Source organism: Clostridioides sp. ZZV15-6383 (genome assembly GCF_020657735.1).
Taxonomy (GTDB): domain Bacteria; phylum Bacillota; class Clostridia; order Peptostreptococcales; family Peptostreptococcaceae; genus Clostridioides; species Clostridioides difficile_D.
This window is the reverse complement of sequence record NZ_JAGWCV010000002.1, coordinates 46,909-70,940: the sequence shown is the minus strand read 5'-3', so window position 1 is coordinate 70,940 and position 24,032 is coordinate 46,909. Positions and strand designations below refer to the sequence as shown.

22 protein-coding genes are annotated in these 24,032 nt (G+C 27.7%); 7 read left to right on the top strand and 15 right to left on the bottom strand.

Annotation, left to right across the window (positions count from 1 at the left end):
* From KGF42_RS01330 to KGF42_RS01315, 4 genes are all read right to left on the bottom strand, one after another.
* Entirely contained in the window at positions 1 to 1,260 is a 1,260-nt protein-coding gene (locus KGF42_RS01330; protein ID WP_227822737.1) for a VanW family protein, read from the bottom strand.
* A gap of 239 nt (positions 1,261 to 1,499) precedes the next feature.
* The gene (locus KGF42_RS01325; RefSeq protein WP_227822736.1) at positions 1,500 to 2,129 is read right to left on the bottom strand and encodes an endonuclease/exonuclease/phosphatase family protein; all 630 of its coding nucleotides are present in this window, start codon (positions 2,127 to 2,129) and stop codon (positions 1,500 to 1,502) included.
* Between the two features lie 193 nt (positions 2,130 to 2,322).
* On the bottom strand, positions 2,323 to 2,484 hold the full coding sequence (locus tag KGF42_RS01320; RefSeq protein ID WP_003424559.1) for a hypothetical protein: 162 nt from the start codon (positions 2,482 to 2,484) through the stop codon (positions 2,323 to 2,325).
* 341 nt (positions 2,485 to 2,825) lie between these two features.
* On the bottom strand, positions 2,826 to 3,986 hold the full coding sequence (locus KGF42_RS01315) for a DUF819 family protein (protein ID WP_227822735.1): 1,161 nt from the start codon (positions 3,984 to 3,986) through the stop codon (positions 2,826 to 2,828).
* A 473-nt stretch (positions 3,987 to 4,459) separates the two neighbouring features.
* Between KGF42_RS01315 and KGF42_RS01310 the strand changes: the two genes are divergently transcribed.
* From KGF42_RS01310 to KGF42_RS01285, 6 genes are all read left to right on the top strand, one after another.
* Positions 4,460 to 5,500: a M42 family metallopeptidase gene (locus tag KGF42_RS01310; RefSeq protein ID WP_107595882.1), complete on the top strand. Its 1,041-nt coding sequence runs from the start codon at positions 4,460 to 4,462 to the stop codon at positions 5,498 to 5,500.
* A gap of 380 nt (positions 5,501 to 5,880) precedes the next feature.
* Entirely contained in the window at positions 5,881 to 6,132 is a 252-nt protein-coding gene (locus KGF42_RS01305; protein ID WP_227822734.1) for a TM1266 family iron-only hydrogenase system putative regulator, read from the top strand.
* 14 nt (positions 6,133 to 6,146) lie between these two features.
* A complete protein-coding gene (gene hydF, locus KGF42_RS01300) occupies positions 6,147 to 7,355 on the top strand; it encodes a [FeFe] hydrogenase H-cluster maturation GTPase HydF (protein WP_227825584.1) in 1,209 nt (402 codons plus the stop codon).
* 36 nt (positions 7,356 to 7,391) lie between these two features.
* The gene (gene hydE / locus KGF42_RS01295) at positions 7,392 to 8,477 is read left to right on the top strand and encodes a [FeFe] hydrogenase H-cluster radical SAM maturase HydE (RefSeq protein ID WP_227825583.1); all 1,086 of its coding nucleotides are present in this window, start codon (positions 7,392 to 7,394) and stop codon (positions 8,475 to 8,477) included.
* Complete coding sequence (gene hydG / locus KGF42_RS01290; protein ID WP_227825582.1) at positions 8,478 to 9,854, top strand: [FeFe] hydrogenase H-cluster radical SAM maturase HydG; 1,377 nt, start codon at positions 8,478 to 8,480, stop codon at positions 9,852 to 9,854.
* Between the two features lie 90 nt (positions 9,855 to 9,944).
* Positions 9,945 to 10,379, top strand: coding sequence for a hypothetical protein (locus KGF42_RS01285; RefSeq protein WP_227825581.1), 435 nt, complete (start codon positions 9,945 to 9,947; stop codon positions 10,377 to 10,379).
* Between the two features lie 74 nt (positions 10,380 to 10,453).
* Here the strand turns inward: KGF42_RS01285 and KGF42_RS01280 are convergent, their stop codons facing one another.
* The 6 genes from KGF42_RS01280 to KGF42_RS01255 form a co-directional block, all read right to left on the bottom strand.
* Positions 10,454 to 11,773 carry an aminotransferase class III-fold pyridoxal phosphate-dependent enzyme gene (locus KGF42_RS01280; protein ID WP_227825580.1) on the bottom strand — a complete coding sequence of 440 codons (1,320 nt, stop codon included), beginning with the start codon at positions 11,771 to 11,773 and terminating at the stop codon, positions 10,454 to 10,456.
* Positions 11,774 to 12,063: 290 nt separating this feature from the next.
* Positions 12,064 to 12,852 carry a putative ABC transporter permease gene (locus tag KGF42_RS01275; protein WP_227822728.1) on the bottom strand — a complete coding sequence of 263 codons (789 nt, stop codon included), beginning with the start codon at positions 12,850 to 12,852 and terminating at the stop codon, positions 12,064 to 12,066.
* 114 nt (positions 12,853 to 12,966) lie between these two features.
* A complete protein-coding gene (locus tag KGF42_RS01270; RefSeq protein ID WP_227822727.1) occupies positions 12,967 to 13,926 on the bottom strand; it encodes a VanZ family protein in 960 nt (319 codons plus the stop codon).
* A 157-nt stretch (positions 13,927 to 14,083) separates the two neighbouring features.
* The gene (locus KGF42_RS01265) at positions 14,084 to 14,401 is read right to left on the bottom strand and encodes a hypothetical protein (protein WP_227822726.1); all 318 of its coding nucleotides are present in this window, start codon (positions 14,399 to 14,401) and stop codon (positions 14,084 to 14,086) included.
* 113 nt (positions 14,402 to 14,514) lie between these two features.
* Positions 14,515 to 15,015 (bottom strand): GNAT family N-acetyltransferase, encoded by a 501-nt coding sequence (locus tag KGF42_RS01260; RefSeq protein ID WP_227822725.1) that lies wholly within the window; start codon positions 15,013 to 15,015, stop codon positions 14,515 to 14,517.
* Positions 15,016 to 15,066: 51 nt separating this feature from the next.
* Positions 15,067 to 16,266 carry an alanyl-tRNA editing protein gene (locus KGF42_RS01255; RefSeq protein ID WP_227822724.1) on the bottom strand — a complete coding sequence of 400 codons (1,200 nt, stop codon included), beginning with the start codon at positions 16,264 to 16,266 and terminating at the stop codon, positions 15,067 to 15,069.
* 455 nt (positions 16,267 to 16,721) lie between these two features.
* On the opposite strand from KGF42_RS01255, the gene KGF42_RS01250 reads away from it, so the two are divergent.
* Positions 16,722 to 17,690 carry an L-lactate dehydrogenase gene (locus KGF42_RS01250; RefSeq protein WP_227825579.1) on the top strand — a complete coding sequence of 323 codons (969 nt, stop codon included), beginning with the start codon at positions 16,722 to 16,724 and terminating at the stop codon, positions 17,688 to 17,690.
* A 243-nt stretch (positions 17,691 to 17,933) separates the two neighbouring features.
* Here KGF42_RS01250 and KGF42_RS01245 read toward each other — a convergent pair whose 3' ends face one another.
* The 5 genes from KGF42_RS01245 to KGF42_RS01225 form a co-directional block, all read right to left on the bottom strand.
* Positions 17,934 to 19,064 carry a helix-turn-helix domain-containing protein gene (locus KGF42_RS01245; RefSeq protein ID WP_054274113.1) on the bottom strand — a complete coding sequence of 377 codons (1,131 nt, stop codon included), beginning with the start codon at positions 19,062 to 19,064 and terminating at the stop codon, positions 17,934 to 17,936.
* A gap of 155 nt (positions 19,065 to 19,219) precedes the next feature.
* The gene (msrA, locus tag KGF42_RS01240; RefSeq protein ID WP_227822722.1) at positions 19,220 to 20,173 is read right to left on the bottom strand and encodes a peptide-methionine (S)-S-oxide reductase MsrA; all 954 of its coding nucleotides are present in this window, start codon (positions 20,171 to 20,173) and stop codon (positions 19,220 to 19,222) included.
* Positions 20,174 to 20,296: 123 nt separating this feature from the next.
* Positions 20,297 to 21,202 carry a patatin-like phospholipase family protein gene (locus KGF42_RS01235; protein ID WP_227822721.1) on the bottom strand — a complete coding sequence of 302 codons (906 nt, stop codon included), beginning with the start codon at positions 21,200 to 21,202 and terminating at the stop codon, positions 20,297 to 20,299.
* A 364-nt stretch (positions 21,203 to 21,566) separates the two neighbouring features.
* Entirely contained in the window at positions 21,567 to 23,159 is a 1,593-nt protein-coding gene (gene hcp / locus KGF42_RS01230; protein WP_227825578.1) for a hydroxylamine reductase, read from the bottom strand.
* A gap of 57 nt (positions 23,160 to 23,216) precedes the next feature.
* On the bottom strand, positions 23,217 to 23,945 hold the full coding sequence (locus tag KGF42_RS01225) for a 4Fe-4S binding protein (RefSeq protein ID WP_227822719.1): 729 nt from the start codon (positions 23,943 to 23,945) through the stop codon (positions 23,217 to 23,219).
* Between the last annotated feature and the right edge of the window lie 87 nt (positions 23,946 to 24,032).

Here is a 24,032-nt window from a genome sequence, read left to right as displayed (position 1 = left end):
TTATTTTTTTAATTCTTTATATGAACTATTTGATATATGTTCTTTTTTTATGACCTTTCCACTTGAATCTTTAAATATTCGATATGTAGAATACTTATTCTGCCCAGTTTGTTTTACTTCTATAGATATATTCGGTTTGTCACCAGAATTACCATAGATTACTGATGATACGCTTCCTCCACCTGCATAATTTTTAATATATACAGGATGATTATATGGATTTTTAAACTTTAAGTTTAATCCCCCATCACTCACAGTAGCATCTCTTCCTTTAGGCACATAAGTAGATGCAGATGAATGGTTTGTAACTTGAGTTATCTCCATCCCTGAAAGAAGAGCAGCATTATAAACTGTTGAAGATGTCTGGCAAACTCCCCCTCCTGCTGCTTGTTCTAGCTTACCATAGACTATAACTGGCGCATCTTTATAACCATTTGCTTTATTACTAGGTCCTGTAAGTTTATTGTATGAAAATTCTTCACCTGGCATTAGTAATACATCACTAGTTTTTCTTGCTGATAAACCTACATTATATGACCTACCCTCTACAGCTTGAGAATAAGTAGTTGAATATTGACCTATAACAGAATTCACAGTTTTTACTTGTTCAGTTGTTATATCTGGTTTTTGAAGATTTACTTTAAGTTCCAAAGACTTATGTTCTTTATTTTTTATCATATTATATATAGATTCTTTATTTGCTGCTAAATCAAATTCTCTACCTATAACAGAATCTGTATAACTTAATCCTCCACTTCCAACACTAATAGAAGCATTTTGCATCTTAATATTGATACTATCTGCTATAGAAGATACTTTAGAACTAAGTTTTGCTTCATCATATTCAGACTCTATTTTTAGAGTTAGTTTATTTATTCTTATGTTAATGTATTTTTTTAAGTTTTGAAAGTAAGAACCTTGTTTTGTAGTCTCATACGCATTTTTTACAACTTCTTCTGTATTATATCTTAAATCAATATCCTTTGGAGATATTTTATAATCTTTTCCATCATAAGTAAGATTCAAGTCTTCTGGAGTATACTTACTTGTTACAACTTTTAATGCTTCTTCTTTAGTCATATCAGACACATTTATTCCTTCTATGTATACATTTTTAGCGATTTTCCCATTATACAGAAATTTGTTGTTAAAAAAATAAGTAAATCCTCCTATTACTACAATTAAAATTGCCAATCCTATTATTAAATTTCGCTTTTTTTCTTTTCCTAATTTTGAAACCCTTGTTGCTCTTCTATTCATAACTTCACCTCATTTTAACACTAACTCAATTTCACCTGATAGAGTTTCCATTTCAAAACTACTTTAGATTATATTTGAATAGCCTTTTTTAAACAAGGAATTTAATCAAATGTAACTTTATTGTAAATTTATGTCTTATAATTGGTTTTATTTTTGATATCTTTTCATTATATTTTTTTATTATTTCTTAATAAAAAAATCGTTACTTTTATAATAATTAACTTGATTTATATTAAAATTTAAATGTATCCTATCACAGGATAATGGTCTGATAGGTAAATTTTTTCTACTGTATATTTTTTTAATTCAGTATTTTTATTAACAAAAATGTAATCTATTCTAGAGTTTGATTTTTCAAATGTAGGTAAATAAGACTTATTTAATGAAATAGCCATATCATGGAACATGCTTAAAGATACATTTTTCTCATTGAAGTCACCGCACAAAACAACTGTCCCTACTAATCTATTTCTATAGTCTATTATTTCGTCTAATTGCTTTACTCTTTCTTGTCTGTCAAGTCCCAAGTGAGTATTTATTATGTTTATAATTTTTCCATATACATTTGTAGTTATACAAAGTGCTCCCCGTTGCTCCTTCTTGCTAGTTAAAAAAAAATGATTACTATTTAATATTTTAAATTTTGTAAATGTACAAATTCCATATATCATATTTACTTTTTTCACATTTGTAGCAAATGAACCCTCCATATTTAAAACAGCTTTTAAAGTTAAAAATTGATGATATAATACTTCTTGCAAACAAATCACATCACTATCCAATTGTTTTAAATATATTCCCATTTTAGTTAGAGTTAATCTATTATCTGAATCCATACCTTTATGAATATTGTAGGTTACTATTTTCATAATAATATCACCTCTTATTATAATATAACACTGTTTAAAGTTTAAACTTATTTATTTTTAATTAAAAAACATCACTTCTCTTATAAAACTAAATACTTACAAACTTTATCACAAAAAAACCTAACTTAAGTATTTATATTCTACATAAGTTAGGTTTTACAAACAATTATAATATTTATTATTTCATTCATTTTTAATGATGGTTCTCCTTTTTTATCTTCTTCAATTTCCCTTCACTCACAACAAATAAAAATCCCATCTTCTTATATATTTCATCCAATTCAATTAAAGTTACTTCACCATTTTTTAAATTTGTTAATGTTATATCTTGTATTCTTCTTGATGGAATTATCATAAGTTATCAACACTCCTTTAAATTCTTTTTAATCTTTATATTTAAATATATTTATATATTTTGATATATATTCATAAATTATTAAAATAAATTCAAAAAACACCCGTTCTGCAAACATTCGTTCTGTATATTTATTATACATCATACAGATGTTCGATTCAATATATAAATTAAATATATCTCGATTTTGGTAAATTTTACAATATTATGCACTAAATATGTCAAAATATCCTATTAAAATGAATTATCTTGTCAAGCAAAAAAGCCATTTCAATAAAAGTTTACGCTTAAATTGAAATGACTTTTCTTATTTAAATTATTAATTTTACACTGCGTTTTTATTAAGCTAGCATATGTAATATTTGAGTTACTATAAGAGCACAATAAGTACCTATAATATTTCCTAAAAGCCCCATCAATACGCCCACTGGTATTAATACAGGATTATGAACTCCAGCAATCATAGGAGCTGTAGTTACCCCACCTATATTAGCTATACTTCCTACCTCACAAGTAAATAAATCAAGTTTAAACAGTTTTGCAAGCCCTATAAACGAAATCGCATGTACAAGAACTACTACTAATCCAAACATTATGTAAACAGGTGCTTCTGATAATCCAAAGAAATTTGCTTTACTACCTGTAGCTGCAAGGAGTAAATACATAAACACATTTCCTACTAGTGTACTACCTTTAAGCTTTGATATTTTTGTCATACCTAATAATATTGACACTGTAGATGCAACAAGTACTACCCACATAGTTTCATTAAGTATACCTGAAGTTGGAAGTATCTTAGATACAATTTGTGCAAAAGCTGCTACTCCAAAACCAACAGAAAGTAAAATCATAAGTTCCACAAACGTAGGTGCTGTATTATCTTTATTTTCTTTTTCAAGTTTTGATGTAACCTCATCTATAAAACTTGTGTCACACTTTGTCCATTTGTTAAATCTAGGTCCAAATTTTACAGACATTAGACAAATAGACATCCATACTGTATATCCTATAGACCCCATAAGTATTGCATAACTAAGACCTTCTTCTGCAACTCCTAGAGCATTAGCTGCTGCAATCATATTTGATGAACCACCTATCCATGAACCAGATGCTGCTCCAAGAATTTTCCATGAATCGGAAGCCATTGAACCTTTAAAAATTATGAATGCTATAACAAACCCAAGCATAAATGTAAATGTAGCACAGAAAAATGACAATAACATCTTAGGTCCCATTTTTAATATTTTTCTTAAATCACATTGAATTAATAAGAACACTAACATTAATGGAAGAAAATTTACTGTTATTATATTTTGATATACTCCAACATCTTCATTCTGTGCAAACAAACCAAATGATGCTAGTATAGCAGATCCTAAGTAGATTAAAAGCATTGGATTAATAACATCAAATATCTTCCATTTCAATTTATCTACCATAAAAAAAATTACACCTACAAATACAACCAAGAAACTACAATATACAAATCCATTCTCAATCACATTACACACATCCTCTCTTTTCCCAATTAATTTGATTTTTTATGATTCCTAAATAAAGACTTTTTTCAGACAATAGACACTAAAAATAAATATTTTTATCTATATCATGCTAATTAAATGCATATATACCTAGTTATTTACATATATTAATAAAGGCTTGCAGATTAATTACTTTAGAAATGAATAATCTGAATTTAAAATCTTTTTCAACAATTATTTTATTACTAAAACTTTTATTTGTAAAGATAATTAAACTAAATATTTTATTTATTTATATATTTTGTTTTATATTTATTTTTATTAATTATGAAATCAAACTATTTTAACTTTTAACACCTATAATATAAATCAATTCTATTCTATATACTTTTTTTAAAAATATATTTAGGATTTTTTCTTTCAATTTTAGTTTTCAGAACATTCGTATTTATGTTATAATTTGTATGAATATATATTTTTTAGGAGGAAATAATATGAATTTAAATTTAACTAATACTATAAATTTAATGAAAAAATATTTGGATATTCCAAGCCCTGCTGGATATACTGAAAATGCAGTTTTAGAAAGCAAAAAAGATTTTGAATCTTTAGGTCTTGATACTATTCTTACAAAAAAAGGTGCACTTATAGCTACTCTTCCTGGTGAAGATGATTCAAATCAAATAACAATATCTGCACATATGGATACACTTGGAGCTATGGTAAAAGAAATATCATCTGATGGTACTCTTAAATACCACAAAGTTGGTGGTGGATGTTGGGCTGCTATAGAAGGAGAAAACTGTACTGTTATAACTAGAAAAGGTAAAAAAATTAGAGGAAGTGTTGTATTTAAGTATGCTTCTACTCATATATATGGTCAAACAAAAGCTGCCACTGAAAGAAATGAAGAAACAATGATTATTAGACTTGATGAAAAAGTATTTACAAAACAGGATGTATTAGATTTAGGAATAAGTGTTGGAGATTTTGTATGTCTAGACCATCGTTTTGAAGCTACAGAATCTGGTTTTATAAAATCTAGATATATAGATAATAAGGCAGCTGTAGCAATGGTTCTTGAAATATGTAGATATTTTAAAGAAAATAATTTAACACCTAAGCATACTACTAACTTTTATATAAGCAATTATGAGGAAATTGGACATGGTGTCTCTAAGGCTTTACCTGAAAAAACAAAAGAATTTGTAGCAATAGATATAGCACCTACTGGACCAAGTCAAACATCTAGTGAACATGGTGTGACTATAGTTGCAAAAGATAATTTATCACTATATGATTTTAATTTAAGAAATAAACTTGTCGATGTTGCACAAGACAATAATTTAGAATATGCTGTCGATGTATTTACCTTCTATGGTTCAGATGCTTCAGAAGCTATTCGTTGGGGAGAAGATGTTCAAATAGCATGTGTTGGTCCTGGAACAAATAATAGCCACCACTATGAAAGAACACATATAGAAGCCATTGAAAATACGCTTAAACTACTTATAAATTATATGCTTAAAGAATAGTTAATTATATATTTTACTAAAGTCATTTCTTAACAAATAACTAACTTTAATTTTTATTTTTATACAAAAATTGGTTTTTCTATAGACTTAATTTCAATTTACTACTATTATATAAGTAACTTCAATTTTCTTTAGTTAATTTTTATTATAATTTATATAAATTGTATAAAAATTTTCTTCAGTTAATTGTTGTTAAATTAAATTTTTACAAGCTAACCCTACCAGAAAAGAGTTATCTAATCTGTAAGGAAATAGTTTAATATAGCACATTATACTTGTGTAATTAATAACTTTTCTTTTGTAGAAACTTTTCTTTACAAAGAAAAGTTTTTTGATTTTGGATTTGTTTAGGATATATTTTCTGAATTAGGAGGATATTTATGAAAAAGGTTGCAGTTATAAGTGCTATTTTAGAAGAACCAAAAGAATGTCAGCTTAAATTCAATGAGATTGTATCAGGTTTTAAAGGTATTATTAAAGGTAGAATGGGAATTCCTTGTGAAGAAGAAGGCGTATCAATCGTATGCATAGCAGTTGTTGGCGAAATGGACACTATCAATAGTTTGACTGGTAAATTGGGAAATATACCTAATATATCTGTAAAAACTAGTATATCAAAAAAAGAAATTTAAGGTGGTGAGTACAAATGAGTCTAAATTCTACTCCACAATCAATAAGGGTACATATAGGTCTCTTTGGCAAAAGAAATACAGGTAAGTCTAGCATAATAAACGCTATAACAAATCAAAGTGCTGCAATAGTCTCAGATATTGCTGGAACTACTACAGACCCAGTATTTAGACCAATGGAAATCCTTCCTATAGGACCTTGTGTTCTTATAGATACTGCCGGTCTTGATGATGTTGGTGAACTTGGTGAACTTAGAATAAGTAAATCACTAGATGTTTTAGAAAAGACAGATATAGCTTTACTAGTAGTGGATTGCCAAATTGGTATATCACAAGAAGATTTGTCACTAATTGAAAAGTTTAATGATAAGAATATACCTCATATTTTAATTCTTAACAAAATTGATACTATTAAGAATCAATCAGAAATTTTAAACTTGACTAAAAGTAAAGTTAAATGTCCAGTTGTTTCTGTCTCATCAACAGATAAAATTGGGATTGAAGATTTAAAAAATGAAATAATAAGAGTTTTGCCTAAAGATAGCACTGAGTTCAGATTGGTATCAGATTTAATTGAGCCAAATGACTTAGTTGTTTTAGTTGTTCCAATAGATAAGGCAGCTCCAAAAGGTAGACTTATACTTCCTCAACAGCAAGTTATAAGAGATATTTTGGATAATGGTGCAATTTCTATAGTTACAAAAGAAGATAGTTTAAAAGAAACCCTATCTAATTTAGGCAAAAAACCAAAACTTGTTATTACTGACTCTCAAGTATTTCCACAAGTAGATAAAGATACTCCAAAAGATATTCCTCTTACATCTTTTTCTATATTATTTGCTAGACAAAAGGGAGACCTTAAAGAATTAATTAATGGTGCTTACGCTTTAGAAAATTTAAAAGATGGTGATAAAGTCTTGATGGCTGAGGGTTGTACTCATCATAGACAGACTGATGATATTGGAACAGTGAAAATTCCTAATATGATCAGAAAAAAAACTGGCAAAAATATTACCTTTGAATTTAGTTCTGGAGTATCCTTCACCGAAGATATAAATAAATATGCACTTGTAGTTCATTGTGGAGCTTGTATGATGAATAGAGCTGGAATGTTATCTAGAATAGAAAAGGCAAAATCTTTTAATGTACCTATAGTAAACTATGGTATCTTAATAGCATATGTAAAAGGTATTTTAGAAAGATCCCTTGAACTTTTCAATTACTAAAAATTTAATTATATTTAATAATTACATATTTGGAATATGACCAAAAATAAGATTAAATACTTTATAGATAAACTTTACAGCATTAATTCATTAAGTTTTGATGAACTACTATATTTAATAGAAAATATCGACAATGAAGAATATAACTTCGAACAAAATTTAAGAAACTATCTTTATAAACAAGCTAGCGATATGAGAAATAAACATTATGGAAATAGAGTCTACTTGAGAGGACTTATAGAACTTACAAGCTACTGTAAAAATAATTGCTACTATTGTGGTATACAATCTTCTAATAAAAATATCATAAGATACAGACTTTCACTTGATGATATACTTGAATGTTGTGATATAGGTTATAAAATAGGATACAGAACATTTGTTTTACAGGGTGGTGAAGATACATATTTTACTGATGATAAAATATGTGAAATTGTTTCAAGTATAAAAAATAAATATGAGGATTGTGCCATAACTTTATCGCTAGGAGAAAAGAGTTATGACTCATATAAAAAATACTTTTTATGTGGTGCAGATAGATATCTTTTAAGACATGAAACTGCTACAGAAAATCATTATAAAAAATTACATCCGCCAAACATTGAACTTAGAACTAGAAAAGAATGCCTAAAAAACCTTAAGGAAATTGGTTATCAAGTAGGTGCTGGATTTATGGTTGAGTCACCATTTCAGAGTAATGAAGACCTTGTTCGTGATTTATTATACCTAAAAGAGTTAAATCCTCATATGGTCGGAATAGGACCTTTTATTCCACACCATGATACAATTTTTAAGAATTATAAACATGGAGATTTAGAAAAGACATTACTTATGCTTTCTATTACAAGACTTCTTCTTCCAAAAGTTTTATTACCTGCTACAACAGCCCTTGCATCTATAAACCCTAGTGGTCGAAATGCAGGTCTTTTAGCTGGCTGCAATGTAATTATGCCAAACCTTTCTCCTCAAGAATTTAGAAAACAATATTCTCTTTATGATAACAAAGCCTTTACTGGTCAAGAAGCTTGTGAATATCACCAAAGTTTAGAAGAAAACATCAAGTCACTAGGACTTAAAGTCGACTATTCTCGTGGTGATAATATTGAATGGAGGCGTTTGTAAATGTTCATAAACCATGGACTTATTAATTCTTTATTAGAGGATGCAAAAAATTCAACTTCTGATGATATTGAAAAGGTACTTGATAAGGCTGATAGAAGGGAAAAACTTAGTTATAAAGATATAGCTACACTTCTTGAAGTAGAAGATAAAAAACAACTAGATAGATTATTTAGTATAGCTGGGCAAATAAAAAATGAAATATATGGTAACAGAGTGGTTTTATTTGCCCCTCTTTATGTATCAAACTATTGCGTAAATGAATGTGTTTATTGTGGTTTCAGTACATGCAACAAATTTAAAAGAAAAAAACTTACTATGGACGAAATAAAAGAAGAGGTTAAAATATTAGAAAAAATGGGTCATAAAAGGCTTGCTCTAGAAGCTGGTGAAGACCCTAAAAATTGTGATATAAATTATATCCTAGATTGTTTAGATGCAATTTATTCAACATATAACGAAAATGGAAATATAAGAAGGGTAAACGTTAACATAGCAGCTACAAGTGTAGATGAGTATAAGCTACTAAAAGAAAAAGGAATAGGAACTTATATATTATTTCAAGAAACTTATCATAAGCCAACATTTATAAAAATGCATGGTCAGTCTATAAAAAATGACTATTATTACCATTTGACAGCTTTTGATAGAGCTATGGAAGCTGGAGTTGATGATGTCGGTGCAGGAGTTTTATTTGGTTTATCTGACCCTAAATTTGAAGTTCTAGGACTTATGATGCACAATGAACACTTAGAAGAAAAATTTGGTGTAGGGTTCCATACTATATCTTTCCCTAGATTAAAAAAAGCTGAGGGCATGAGCTTAGAAGATTTTCCTCACTTAGTTTCTGATGATATATTCAAAAAAATAGTAGCTATAACTAGATTAGCTGTTCCTTTTACTGGAATCATAATGTCCACTAGAGAAACTGCCGAGATGAGAAATGAATTACTAAAATACGGTGTATCACAAATTAGTGCAGGTTCTCTAACAGGTGTTGGAGGATATAAAGCATATGAAGATGGTGACAATACAGAACAATTCGAAGTTGGAGACCATAGAAGCCCTGTAGAGGTGCTTAAAGAACTAATTACTGATGGATATATCCCTAGCTATTGTACGGCTTGTTATCGCAAAGGTAGAACTGGCGATAGATTTATGAGCTTAGCTAAAAGTCGCCAAATCCATAATGTATGTACACCAAATGCTCTTACTACATTGAATGAATTTCTAATTGACTATGGAGATGAAGAACTTAAAACTATGGGCAAAAAACTTATCTCAAAAGAAATAGCTAAGATAGAAAGAGAAGATATAAGAAACATAGTATCTAACAATATGACTGCCTTAGAACGTGGAGAGAGAGATTTATACCTATAAAATTTTATTACTTATATATTATTTATTGTATATTCCATGGGTTAGTAGTAATATTATCTAAAGGGAAAGTTTAAGGGAGGGAGATTAACATTGAAAGATAACAACAATACCAATAAAACTATTCAATTTGGAGAAAAAAAAGCTAACCTGGAAAACAATATTCAAAAAAATAAAAATATCAAACTTGATAATACACACAAAGTCATTCCTTACCCTAAAAATAGAAAAAAGGATGATAAAAAGAAAAGTAACAAGAAAAAGAATACAAGCATCAACAAATCTAAAGTCAATAAAAATAATTATGGGAATTCTTTTTTTAATAACAAATACAAATATAAAAGAAAACCATATGTTATTGCTTTATACACAGTAATTTTTATTCTTTTAGCAATCTTAATTATAACTAAATTGACAGATAATACGAATAAAGGTAACTATTCTCATAATACTGTTTCTGATACTCACAAGAATAACATCCGAAACATAACCTTTAATGAATCAAATAATCTTCTTACTTGTGGGTAACTTAAAAGAGTTATCTCATTTCAGAAATTACTTTCTAAAACTGAGATAACTCTTATTTTTATTTAATATTTATTTTACCAACCTTGAGTTACTTCATATACTTCATCACCAATTCTACCATTTAAATAATCATCTATTGCAGAATCTATGATGTTCATTGCTTTATCTACTTGTTCTTTAGTTATTACTAGAGGAGGTTGTACTCTTAGAGTAGATTGTCCTAAGAATATCATTATTAAACCAGTTTGTATACATCTATAACATATCTTAGCTGTAGCATCTGGATGTTTTTCATTAGAACCTTTTCCTTTGACTATGTCAACTCCTATAGATAATCCAAGACCTCTTATTTCTCCAATTATGTCGTATTTTTCTTTTAATTTTTCAAATCCTGCTTTAATATAATCTCCCATTTCTATACTCTTTTGAAGCAAGTTTTCTTTTTCAATTATCTCTATAGATTTTAAAGCAGCCACACATACTGTTGTATTTCCAGCTAAAGTAAATAAATGTGCTGGTGAATCAAGACTTTGCATTATTTCGCTTCTTCCAACAACTGCTCCTAGAGGTAATCCACCTCCAACAGATTTTCCAAGAACTATAAGGTCTGCTTCAACATCAAAATTTTCTATACCAAACCACTTACCTGTTCTTCCCATACCTTGTTGTATTTCATCACTTACAAGTAATATTCCATTTTCTTTACATATTTTACTTAAACCTTGTATCCACTCTACTGGAGGCACTATTATTCCTGCATCTCCTGCAATTGGTTCTATAAATATTGCAGCTACTTCTTCTGCTGGTAGATAGTGTTCAAAAGCATATTCTATCTCATCTAAACATTCTTTAGCTGTTCTATTTTTATCAGGATAATGGAAGTGATAAACTTCTGGTAACAATGGACCCATTTTTCTTCTCATATTTGTACTTAATGCAGATATAGATATAGCTCCATAAGTACTTCCATGATAAGATTCACACATAGATATTATCTTTGTTCTTCCAGTATACCCTCTTGCTAGTTTTATAGCAGCATCTATACAAGCAGAACCAGTTGCACTGTATAATACTTTTTTATCATTATCTCCAGGGGCTATTTCCACAAGCTTCTCAGCTAACTTTACAGGAGGATCACTATGGAAATATGCAAGTGTATATTGTGTTATATCATCCATTTGTTCTTTAACTGCTTGTGAGATTTCCTTATTGCCATGACCTACATTCGCAGAGCCTGCACTTGCTAAAAAATCTACATACTCATTACCTTCATAATCATATAACATAGCACCATCACCTGATTTAAATGCTACTGGATAATAAGGTATTTTTTGAGTTTTAGCAACATATTTTTTTTCTTCTGTACTTATCATTTGACTAGTTATCTCGCTCATTGGCAAATCATCCCTTCTTTAAATAAATTTATGTTTTAAAATTATTGCGATTTATACAGACATTCTCATATAAAATTCTTTATATACTTAATGTTAGTATTTTTGACACAAATTGTCAATATATGTTTTATAATTTTCAAAATATTTGTTATTCAGAAACAATATATTTTATTTTTATCAAATAAACATTGTTTTTTAAAAAATAAAGGACTCTATTCTATTTTTATAGAGTCCTCTAAAAATTATTTTATAAATACCATTATTCTATTTGCTTTCATTAAATCACATAATTACCTTTTATTCTCACTGATAATCTTTTTAAAGTGTTCCAATTGTTCTTGCTGTCTTTTATGTTTTATATATGGAAAAGCTTTGATAACTCTTTTTTGTAAAATAATATTGGACTCTATACGGTCTAACTTACTGTTTATTTTGTTTATTTTTTCTCTAACTTCTAATTCATCATTATTTATTTTTTTCAATAAATTTTGTATCTCTACTCTATCAAATTTGTCCAATTTTACATTTACATCGCTAAGTTCTTTAATTATATCATCTAGCAAGTTTAACTTAATATCTAATTTTTTAAGGGTTATAACAGTAACTATCAAATCAAGTATAGTCCAAAGTGTTGTAATTATAACCATTGAAATTAATATTTTATATGGAATTACGCTTACAAAATTCCTTATAAATGGATGTATAAACTTTATTATTAAAACAGACATTATGCCAAAGTATATTGCATTTTTTAAACATACTCTACCCTTTATATTGAATTTTCTGCCAGAATAATCCCACCATTTAGCATGAAATAAGGTTTCTAAAATAAAGCCTGTAAAATATTCTAGTATTGTGGTTAAAATCATGCCTAATAGAAATATTATAATTATATTATTAAATCTTCCCAGCAGTGATATTACAAGCACTGCTCCAAATCCATAAACAGGGCATATTGGACCATTTAAAAAACCTCTATTGATTATTCTTTTACTTGCTATTGAACATCCTGTACTTTCTACTGCCCATCCCAAAAACGAATATATAAAAAAATACAAGATATATTTTATTATTTCCATAATTTATATATACTCCTTCACTAGTATTCTTATTTTGTGCATGATGTAAAAATAATTATAGAAATAGTTTTTTCGTTTTTTATATTTGTTATTCTTTTATTTTTGCATAATATTCTATTCATATAATCCAATTAATAATTTCCCAGCCATAATACCATGTTTATCTTTTGGCTGATTTTCTTTATCAATCCAAACATTAATTGTATCATATTTATTCAATAAATCTAAATTCTTCATATCAAATTCCTCATATTTAACTATATCCATTTTTGATTCTTCGGTAACTACATAAGATATTAATTTTGTATTTTCATTTAAATAAATTCTTATATTTCCATCATTATCAATTAAATTTTCTGGTCTCTTTACTTTACTATTAGAACCTGCTTTAATAGTTATTATACCTTTTTTAAAGCTCTCAAATGTCCCAATTATATCCACTGTATCTTTGTTTATATCTTTAATCATTTCCCTGTTTTCTTCTATTAATATTTTTGATACTTTTTTATCAGGTCTAAATTTAAAAGTTAGGAAGCTCTGATAATTTATAGAAATCATCCCCAATCCTATGACTCCTAAAACTAAACTGGTACCTATTATAGCCTTAAATTTTTTAATATCATTAGGAAATAATTTATTCATATCTATGTAAATAGCAATTCCAATTATACCACCTAATGAGTTTAAAATAATATCGTCTATGTTACTACTTCCAAGAGCTAGAATATATTGTATTGATTCAAATCCTAAACTGACAAGTATAATTGATATAACGATAGCTTTTTTATTTAAATTTTTGAATATTATAGGAAAAAAAATTCCCATCGGAATAAATATCCCTATATTTCTTACAATATTTACAGTAGCTCTCATAAAGTCAATATTACTATCTGTGATAAATTGACATATCGTATAAAATGGAATTAAATTTACAGACCTAAATATTCCCTTGAAAATAGAGTAAATTGCTGAATCTTTAAATAAAATTATTCTTATAGTCATTAAAATATATATTAAAAATATTATGTATATAATTGATAGTAACAATTTTTCTGACTTTTTACTTTCTACCACTGATAAGTCACCTCTCTTTACTAATATTTCAATAGTACCAATAAATATTTAAGACGATTTTAAAATTTTCTTAAAATTTCCTTAATTTTTAAATAAAAACATAAAAAAGTCTACACTTAAATGTGCAGACTTTAACAAGTTCTCATACAAATATATTTTATTGAATAATGAACAATCTAAGTGTAGAAAAAACAATAACTAAAGTTAAAAGAAGTCTAGCATATAAAAAATTTTTATCTTTCAACATAACTCCTGCAATTCCAAAAATAAAAAATAGAAAAGCAATAAATTTACCAATAATATTATTATTTGGATAATAGCTAAAAAGCATAAAACAAAGTACAAATGCAAGTACTCCTATTGCATTAAATATAATTTTATTAGATGCTATTTTTCCTTTATTAAAAAAGAAGCAGAATATTGATACTAAATCTAAAAATAAAAATACATAAAACATTCCTTTTAAAACGTCCATGTTTATCCCTCCCCCCTAAAAATTCTAATTATAATATCCAATCTATTTCATATAATTATTGATATACTAAATAGTTTATAGTATTAATACAATAATGCTATAAATTTGTATTGCTAACGTATTACCTCATATTCATACATATTATAATCACACTCATGCATATTTAAAGACTCATATGTTGCTTTTGCATTTATGTTTTCTTTTTCTACATATAATCTCATTCCAACAATATTTTCATCTTTATCACATATATTCTTTATATAATTAAATAAATAATTAAAGATACCTTTTCTTCTATATTCTTTCTCTACATATACACTTTGAATCCAAAGGAAATTTCCATTTCTCCAATCGCTCCACTCATATGTATACATAATCTGTGCAACAACTTTATCAAAGACTGTATATACATGATATTTTCCTTTTCTCTCATCTAATAATAATGCTTTTACACCTTTAGTTAAAACATCCATATCAAGTTCTTTTCCTTCAGTTTCTTTAACTAAATTATAATTAAATTTTGCTATTACATCCAAATCATCTATACGAGCTTCTCTTATTTCTATTAATTCTTCATTTTCATATAGCTCTATGTAATCTTTTTGTTGTTCCATATTTATTCCCCCATATCTATTTTATCTATTAATATTTTTTCTATAGTATATTTACAAAGTCTTTTCTAGCTTCATAAATGCATAATCAAGTGTAGCTTCTAAATTTCCATTATTCTTTCCACCACCTTGGGCTAATATTTGACTTCCACCACCCTTGCCATCTATAAGGCTTATTGCATCCTTTAACAAAGTTCCCATATTAATATTTTTTAAATTTTTAGAACAGGCAAAAACTAAATTTATTTTATCATCAAATTTAACAGCTAATAACGCAATATTATTTTCATCCTCTGTAATTTTATTTGCTATCTTATTCACATATTTTAAATCTTCATCATTATAAATTTTTTTAATGACTGCAATATTACCAACCTTATTCGCATTTTCAACCATTTCTTTAACCTGATATGTAGCTACTACTTCTTCAAGCTTTCTTTTTTTACTTAAAACCTCTTCAACTTTATTGTTTAAATTTACAATACCATTTATAGCATCTTCTTCACTACAACTCAAATATCTGCATATTTTAGTTAAATATATATCTCTTTTTAATACTTCGTCTACTGCCCTTTTACCTGCTAAAAATTCTATTCTTGTGCTTGACTTATGTTTTTCCCATTTTTTTATTTTTATCATTCTCAACTCGCCAGTCGATTTTGGGTGTACTCCACAACATGCATTCGTGTCTAAATCGCCTATTTTTACTACTCTTATTTCTTCATCAGTATTTGGCAAATCACGTCTTAACCAAATTTTTTTCAATTCTTTTTTTGTTGGAAGTAATGTCTCTACTTGTATATTCTGACGAATAATTTCATTAGCAAGCAACTCTATCTCTCTAATTTTATCCTCACCTAAATTACCTTCTATATCTACTGTACTATATTCATTCCCTAGATGAAAACCTGTTGTATTTGCTTTGAAAGTCTTAAAAAAGCAGCCTGATAGTACATGTTGCCCAAAGTGTTGATGCATACCATCTTCTCTTCTATCCCAATCAATACTACACTTTACTCTATGTATCTTTATTGGTTTTTTATCTAATACATGGTATACTTTTTTGCCCTCTTCATAGACACTTATTACATCATAATTATCTATTTTTCCTAGGTCTGCAAACTGACCTCCTCCACCAGGAAAAAACGCTGTCTTATCTAATAAAACATGAAACTTATTTTCTACTTCTTTTATTTCAATTATTTCTGCTGTAAAATCTTTTATATACTGATTTGTATAGTATAACTTTTCCATTATAATTCTCTCTCCATTTCCTTAGTTGTAAACTACTTTACTTTTTAAATATATAAATTTTAAGATAAATTTAATTTAATTGTTCTAAAATAGAACTTATCCTATTTTTTACTAATAATCTTCTACTATATTTTAACATAGAGATATCAGTGTTAACAAATTTATAATTTTATATTATTACGATATTTCACAGTGTACGTGCTTACATATTTTCTTACATAAAGTTTCTAAATATAAATAAGATTACATATTTTAATACTTATTAATAATTTTTAGTATTTATTTAATATTCATTAATACAGAGTATATTAACATTGCTTTTTTAAAAATTTTAGTATAAAATCATATTGAATAAATTTTCTGAAATAATAGAATATTAAAATACATAAAAACAGCTTTTTATAATGTATAATTTTCTTATAAATCTATCGTTGTTTTAGGGGGAGTGATTTAAAATGTCAATAAAAACAAGAAAAATATCTATTGTGGGGTCAGGACACGTTGGTTCTCATTGTGGATTCAGTTTGATAACTCAAGGAGTTTGTGATGAACTCTTTATGATTGATATAGATGAATCTAAAGCAAAAGCTCAAGCTTTAGATTTAGCTGATGCAGTTTCATATCTACCACATAAAATACATATAGAAAAAGGAACTTTTGCTGATTGTAAAGATTCTGATATAGTAGTAATAAGTGTTGCAGACTCTTCAGAAGGCCCTTTACGTAGACAAAACACAACTAGATTAGACTTATTAAGACCAACCATTGGAATGATAAAATCTATAGTAAAACCTATAGTTGATTCTGGTTTTGATGGTATATTTATAGTCATATCTAATCCTGTTGATGTAGTTACAAATTATATTTGGGAAAAATCTGGTTTTCCTAAGAATAGGGTCATTGGAACTGGTACAGCTCTAGATTCAACAAGACTTAGAAGACTTTTATCTGAAGAAACTGGAATAGCTCAACAATCAATTCAAGCTTATTGCATGGGTGAACATGGAGATTCTCAAATGGTTCCTTGGTCTCATGTTTCAATTGGCGGTAAACCAATATTGGACATGATAAAGGATAATCCAAATACTTATGGAAAATTAGACTTACCATCAATAGTTGAAAAAAATAAGAAAACAGGCATAAGTATAATAAATGGTAAAGATTGTACAGAATTTGGGATAGGTACTGCTTTAGTAGAAATTGTAAAAGCTATACTACACAATGAGAAAAAAGTTCTGCCAGTTTCTACATTATTAGAAGGTCAATATAATGAAAAAAATGTATTTGCAGGTGTTCCTTGTATTATAGGAAAAGATGGTATTGAAGAGATTATTGAAATCAACCTAACTGAAAATGAAAAAAATGAGTTTAGCAAATCTTGTTCTGTCTTAAGAGAACATATTTCACTTTCAAAAACACTTTAGATTTAAAACTATTTCAATGAGTTTCATTGGCTCATTTAGATACTATTTAAAGTTGATGAAAATGTTCAAATTAGTAACAAAAGTAATACAACTTTAGAGTAATAAAATAATCTTAAATACTTTTTAAATATATATTAAGTTTTATATTAAAAGCAGGTAAATTGTTCATAACAAAAACCATTTAACTGTGTTAATGTTTAAATCATCTATACCTGCTTTTAATTTTAAAACTAAAATACCAGTCTACTTTTTCCCATCAAATTTTATAACTTTATTTTTTTTATTTATATTTTGAGATAAGAACCCTTTCTTTAAACCCATCAATAACTCTAAGTCTTCTGGATAAAGATTTATCCCAAATTCCTCTAAACTTGATACTATACTATTTACACTCATTATTTTATTCTCTATCAATAATTCAACTGCTCTTTTTAAACATGTTGGACTTGAACCTTTTATTTTGTCTAATGGTTCTTCCCTTAACCATCCTTTTTTATCCATCTCATTCATAAGATAATTGTATTTTTTGTAATTTATCTTACCTAGATTATATGCTCTAAAAATCATAGCAGATATAGGTACAATCCACTTTTTCTTTAATTCTATATAATAGTCTAAATCTTCTGCATGAATCAAATCTTCTAAAAAACTCTCTTGTGGCAGTAAAAAGGCACAAGCATACTCATCTGCTGAAAATTGCTTATTTGGTATTCTTAATTCACTTGATATTATGTAACCAAGCTCATATGCTAAATTATAATTTCTAATTGATGCTGATTTTTTATCATTACCAAGAGATATCAGATATTTAACCTCTTTACCAATCCTCTGTTTTTGAGTAAAGACGGTTGCCCCTTTTCTGTCTACATTCATATCTGATATTATAATCCCTTTAGACTCTAACAAATTTACCATATTTACTATTGGATTATTGTTTAAATCCCAAAATTCTCTAGTATTATATGCTAGTTTTTCTATATCATTTATATTAATGTCTGTCATTATTTTTTTATTTGGCAAATTTTCGTTTGGAAACTTAATGTAACTTTCCATAAACGAATATATTTTATGAATGATAATTATTTTTTCCCTGTAAGAAATTTCTTCTACTCTAGGTAGTTTCGATTTAGGATTAAAGTGGCTATCTTCTACAACAACATTTATATTTTCATTTTTATAAAAATACTCTTTTGGAAAATTTAATATATTAGATAGTTTCAATGTATTTTCTATATTTGGTATATACTTATTTTCTTCAAAAGCTTTTAAGTCCTTTTTATTTATTTTAGTTTCCTTAGATAATTGCTCTATCGTCTTTGCTCTAAAAATTCTAGCTGATTTTAATCTCTTTCCATTAAAGTCTTTTAAATTCATTTATTTTCTCTCTTTCAAAATTAAATTATTAATCTATTGATATAAATTATAAGATTACAATTAATAATTTATCATATTATTGAAAAAAAAACAAAAGGTGAAAATATTTCCTTATATTTTCACCTTTTCGATAAGTTTATAATAAATAATTTTAATTATTTAAAAAGTTTTAGGTATTCTACATAACCTAACGCTTCCATATCTTTTTTAGGTATAAATTTAAGAGAAGCAGAATTTATACAATATCTTAAACCTCCAAGTTCTTTTGGTCCATCATCAAATACATGACCTAAATGAGAATTTCCTTTAGCACTTCTCACTTCGACTCTATACATACCTTGTGAGAAATCACTTCTCTCAATTATAGATTTATCTATAACTGGCTTTGAAAAACTTGGCCAGCCACATCCAGCATCAAATTTATCTTTTGAAGAAAATAAAACTTCTCCACTTACAATGTCAACATAAATTCCTTCTTCGTCATTATCATAGTATTCATTTTCAAAAGGTACCTCTGTCATATCATTTTGAGTAACCTCAAATTGTATAGGAGTTAAAGTCTTTTTTAACTCTTCTCTATTTATATTGTTTCCATCCCAGTGACTTTTTACAAAATTATATCTACCTGAACCTTTATAATACATATTGTAGTTTAATGGTCTTTTTTTATAATAATCCTGATGATTATTTTCTGCTTCATAGAATTTAGTTGCTGGAATTATAGAAGTTACTATTTTACTATCAAATATTTTACTATTTTCCAGATGCTCTTTTGATTTTAAAGCTATATTTTTTTGTTCTTCATCATGATAAAATATAGCAGTCTTGTATTGAGTTCCCCTGTCACCAAATTGTCCACCATCATCTGTAGGATTAATCTGTTTCCAAAATATATTTAGGAGCTCATCATAACTTATTATATCATCATCATAAGTTATTTGAATAGCTTCAACATGACCAGTTGTCCCCGAACATACCTCTTGATATGTAGGATTTTCAATATGCCCACCTGTATACCCAGAAATTACCTTTATAACTCCATCATACTTATCAAAAGGTTTCACCATACACCAAAAACATCCACCTGCAAAAGTAGCAAGTTTTATCATTTTCATCACTCCTTAAAAAATTATATTTTATTTATTCCCTAAGAAGTAACTTAATAATCTTCTATTTTGTTATTTTTACCTACTTGATGAAATAACGTGCACAAACAAAATTTCAAATTGAATCTAATTTCTATAAAAGCTCTTTTTATTTATCCATCCAAAAGCATCTTTTATATCACAATTTTCTCCTAAAGATATCAAATATTCTAACGCATCACAATCATCCATTGCTACATCTTTTTCCATCTTAGGATTTAGTCTATAGTAATTATCTCCAAGAAGTTTTTGAGAAAATAATTGACTCATTTGAGAATTTCCTTCTAATGTAATAGATATAATTGGCAAATCGGGCTCTTTATTAATTATCCAATCAATAGCTCCCCATTCAGTAGTATCTGCCTTTATACTATTATATACATATCCAGTTCCTATAGAAAAAAGTCTAGTATTTTTAAGCTTAAGCCCATTATCAATGGCGTGAATTATACACGCTAGACTTGGGTCAGTTGCTATTATTCCACCATCAACATGGCGATTATAGGTTGGGAAAAACACTGGCGCAGCACTGCTTGCCATTGCTACATCTACAACTTTACTAGTCTTTGTAATAGAGTTTGGCATATTGTTATAAAACACTGGTTTCCATGCATTTTCTTCATTTCCTATATAAAAACTTGGTATCATCACTAATTTATTTAAATCTTTTAATTCTAGTTCCTCTGGAAATATACTTAGTAAAACTTCTTTTAAATTTTTGTTTTCATACTTTGGTCTGAGCATTTCTGTATAACTTTTACTAAAAATACGCTTTGAATTTTCGATTGAATAAAGTTCTTTTATCTCTTTAGTACTTACACCGTATGCAAGTCCTAGTGCAATTAGACTCCCTGTAGACGTACCTCCAAACATATTTATATTATATAATAAGTTTGGATACTCTTTTACTATCCTCTCAAGTATGGATATACTCAATGCTCCTTTTAATCCACCACCATCAAATGCCAATATATTAAAATTAGAATTTCTCATATTATATACCCCCACATAAAACACCTTATATACTTCAAACTTTGGTCAAAATAATTTAACTATAGTATATATATTTTATGCAAGTTACATATTACAATGTTCCTCTTTTAATATTTAAGTTCTATACAAACTTGTAATACTTAAAATAAAAGTTATAAGATATTATATATCTAAGTATTATAAGTTTAATACAAAGCTTATTAAAAAGAATATACTAAAAGCAGGTTTATTTTTCAATTATTACAAAAAATAGATAAAGGGTTGTCTTAAAATTGATTTTTTCTAATCAAATTTTAAGTTTAACCCCTTATTTTAATTTCATCTATACTTAAAAATATTTCAACTATAAATATATTTATTTTCTTTATCCTAAAATCTTCTTCATATCTTCTTCAGGAGTAGATATAGGTGTCAATGCAAATTTGTCAACCAATATATCTAATACATTTTTAGATAAAAATGCTGGTAAAGAAGGCCCTATATAGATATTTTTAATACCTAAGTGAAGTAATGTAAGAAGTATACAAACAGCCTTCTGCTCATACCATGATAGTATCATACTAAGAGGTAAATCATTTACTCCACATTCAAAAGCATTTGCCAATGAAACTGCCACTTTGATTGCACTGTAGGCATCATTGCATTGTCCCATATCCATTAAACGAGGTAAACCACCTATTTCTCCAAGATTTAAGTCATTAAATCTATATTTTCCACATGCAAGAGTCAATATAATAGTATCTTTAGGAGCTTGTTTTACAAATTCAGTGTAATAGTTTCTTCCAGGTTTTGCACCATCACAACCTCCAACTAATAAAAAATGTCTTATAGCTCCACTCTTTACAGCATCTACTACTTTATCTTGCACAGATGAAACTGTACCTCTTGCAAAACCAGTAGTTAATGTATCTCCACCATTAATACCCGTCATATGAACATCTTCTTTATATCCCCCAAGTTCAAGAGCTTTTTCTATTACACTAGAAAAATCTTTATCATCATCAATATGAACCATACCTGGATAAGCAACTACTTCTGTAGTAAATACTCTATCTCTATAACTATCTTTAACAGGCATTAAACAATTTGTTGTAAATAGGATTGGAGCAGGTATATTATCAAATTCTTTCTGTTGATTTTGCCATGCTGTACCAAAGTTACCTTTTAGATGTTTATATTCTTTTAATTTTGGATATGCATGTGCTGGCAATAGTTCACCATGAGTATATATATTTATACCTTTATCTTTTGTTTGTTCTAATAATTTGTGTAAATCATAAAGGTCATGCCCTGTAACTACAATGAATGGACCTTTCTCAATCTTCATAGATACTTGAGTTGGTTCTGGTGTTCCATAAGTTTCAGTATTTGCTCTATCAAGCAATTCCATACATTTCAAGTTTATTTCTCCAGTTTTCATAACCAAACCTAAAAGTTCATCAATAGACAAGTCTCCTCCAACTGCTATTAATCCTTCATAGAAAAATTCATTTACTTCTTTTTCTGTATAGCCAAGTACCATTGCATGATACGCATAGGCAGCCATACCTCTTAATCCAAATAAGATTAATGATTTTAATGAACGTATATCTTCATTATCATTCCACAAGTCCTTCATATCATAGTTATCATTTCTACTACAAGTTGTTGAACAATCTGAACATCTAGGTACAAGTTTACTTTTTTCCATCTCAGTTTTTTCAATTTGTCTTTTTATAGCTTCATCGTCAAAGCTCACATTTGTTATAGTAGTGAATAATCCCTCTATCATGACTTTATCTGTTTCACTTGTTGGTCTATTTTTATTTCCAATAGTTGCTCTTGAAAGACCAATTAACACTCCTGTAAGTTCATCTTGTAAGTTGGCTGTACCCCCCTTTTTACCACAAACTCCATTTATAGTACACCCTTTTCCTCCTGCTGTTTGTTCACATTGAAAACAAAACATATTTTCCATTTTTTATTCCTCCATTTTTTTATTAAAATTTATTAGATTTTTCTGTAATTCACTTAATTAAAGTTCTCCATCTACAATTTTTCCATCTACAGATATCGTAACTATTTGCCATGGTATCATCTTTCCACTATTTTGTAGAGCTGTCTTAACAGCATTTACTATACCACCACAACAAGGAACTTCCATACGTGTTACTACTATATTTTTAATATCATTCACTTTTAAAATCTCTGTAAGTTTTTCAGCATAATCAACCTCATCAAGTTTAGGACAACCAATTAATGTAACCTTGTTTTTCATAAATTTATTATGAAAGTTTCCATATGCATATGCTGTACAGTCTGCTGCTATTAAAAGACTTGCATTCTTTAAATATGGTGCATTAGTTGGTACTAATTTTATTTGTACTGGCCATTGATTAAGTTGGGAACCTTTTGTCTCTACTTCTAAATCATTATTTAAAGCTACACTATTTGAAACTTCTCTATTTATTTCCTTAGACTGAGAACCTGGACATCCACATGCTAAACTTTTGTTTTGTGCTTTCTTTGCTTCCATATTTGCTTTTACTGCTGCTTCGTCATATTCTGCTGCTTCTCTATACTCAAATGAAATCGCATTTGTTGGACAAGTTGGTAGACAATCTCCTAAACCATCACAATAATCATCTCTTAAAAGTTTTGCCTTTCCATTTATCATTCCTATAGCTTCTTCATGACAAGCTTCAACACACAATCCACAACTATTACATTTTTCCTCATCAATTTTAATTATTTTTCTCATCATTTATATCACCTCATAAAATTTTTTTAGTTTAAAATATTAATTTCTTAGATATTTATTTTTAAGACCTACATATTTTTCTTTCAATTG

Coding starts and splice junctions, on each gene's coding strand:
- KGF42_RS01330 (WP_227822737.1), bottom strand. CDS start 1,260: ATGAATAGAAGAGCAACAAGGGTTTCAAAATTAGGAAAAGAAAAAAAG.
- KGF42_RS01325 (WP_227822736.1), bottom strand. CDS start 2,129: ATGAAAATAGTAACCTACAATATTCATAAAGGTATGGATTCAGATAAT.
- KGF42_RS01320 (WP_003424559.1), bottom strand. CDS start 2,484: ATGATAATTCCATCAAGAAGAATACAAGATATAACATTAACAAATTTA.
- KGF42_RS01310 (WP_107595882.1), top strand. CDS start 4,460: ATGAATTTAAATTTAACTAATACTATAAATTTAATGAAAAAATATTTG.
- KGF42_RS01305 (WP_227822734.1), top strand. CDS start 5,881: ATGAAAAAGGTTGCAGTTATAAGTGCTATTTTAGAAGAACCAAAAGAA.
- hydF (WP_227825584.1), top strand. CDS start 6,147: ATGAGTCTAAATTCTACTCCACAATCAATAAGGGTACATATAGGTCTC.
- hydE (WP_227825583.1), top strand. CDS start 7,392: ATGACCAAAAATAAGATTAAATACTTTATAGATAAACTTTACAGCATT.
- hydG (WP_227825582.1), top strand. CDS start 8,478: ATGTTCATAAACCATGGACTTATTAATTCTTTATTAGAGGATGCAAAA.
- KGF42_RS01280 (WP_227825580.1), bottom strand. CDS start 11,773: ATGAGCGAGATAACTAGTCAAATGATAAGTACAGAAGAAAAAAAATAT.
- KGF42_RS01275 (WP_227822728.1), bottom strand. CDS start 12,852: ATGGAAATAATAAAATATATCTTGTATTTTTTTATATATTCGTTTTTG.
- KGF42_RS01265 (WP_227822726.1), bottom strand. CDS start 14,401: ATGGACGTTTTAAAAGGAATGTTTTATGTATTTTTATTTTTAGATTTA.
- KGF42_RS01260 (WP_227822725.1), bottom strand. CDS start 15,015: ATGGAACAACAAAAAGATTACATAGAGCTATATGAAAATGAAGAATTA.
- KGF42_RS01255 (WP_227822724.1), bottom strand. CDS start 16,266: ATGGAAAAGTTATACTATACAAATCAGTATATAAAAGATTTTACAGCA.
- KGF42_RS01250 (WP_227825579.1), top strand. CDS start 16,722: ATGTCAATAAAAACAAGAAAAATATCTATTGTGGGGTCAGGACACGTT.
- KGF42_RS01245 (WP_054274113.1), bottom strand. CDS start 19,064: ATGAATTTAAAAGACTTTAATGGAAAGAGATTAAAATCAGCTAGAATT.
- msrA (WP_227822722.1), bottom strand. CDS start 20,173: ATGATAAAACTTGCTACTTTTGCAGGTGGATGTTTTTGGTGTATGGTG.
- KGF42_RS01235 (WP_227822721.1), bottom strand. CDS start 21,202: ATGAGAAATTCTAATTTTAATATATTGGCATTTGATGGTGGTGGATTA.
- hcp (WP_227825578.1), bottom strand. CDS start 23,159: ATGGAAAATATGTTTTGTTTTCAATGTGAACAAACAGCAGGAGGAAAA.
- KGF42_RS01225 (WP_227822719.1), bottom strand. CDS start 23,945: ATGATGAGAAAAATAATTAAAATTGATGAGGAAAAATGTAATAGTTGT.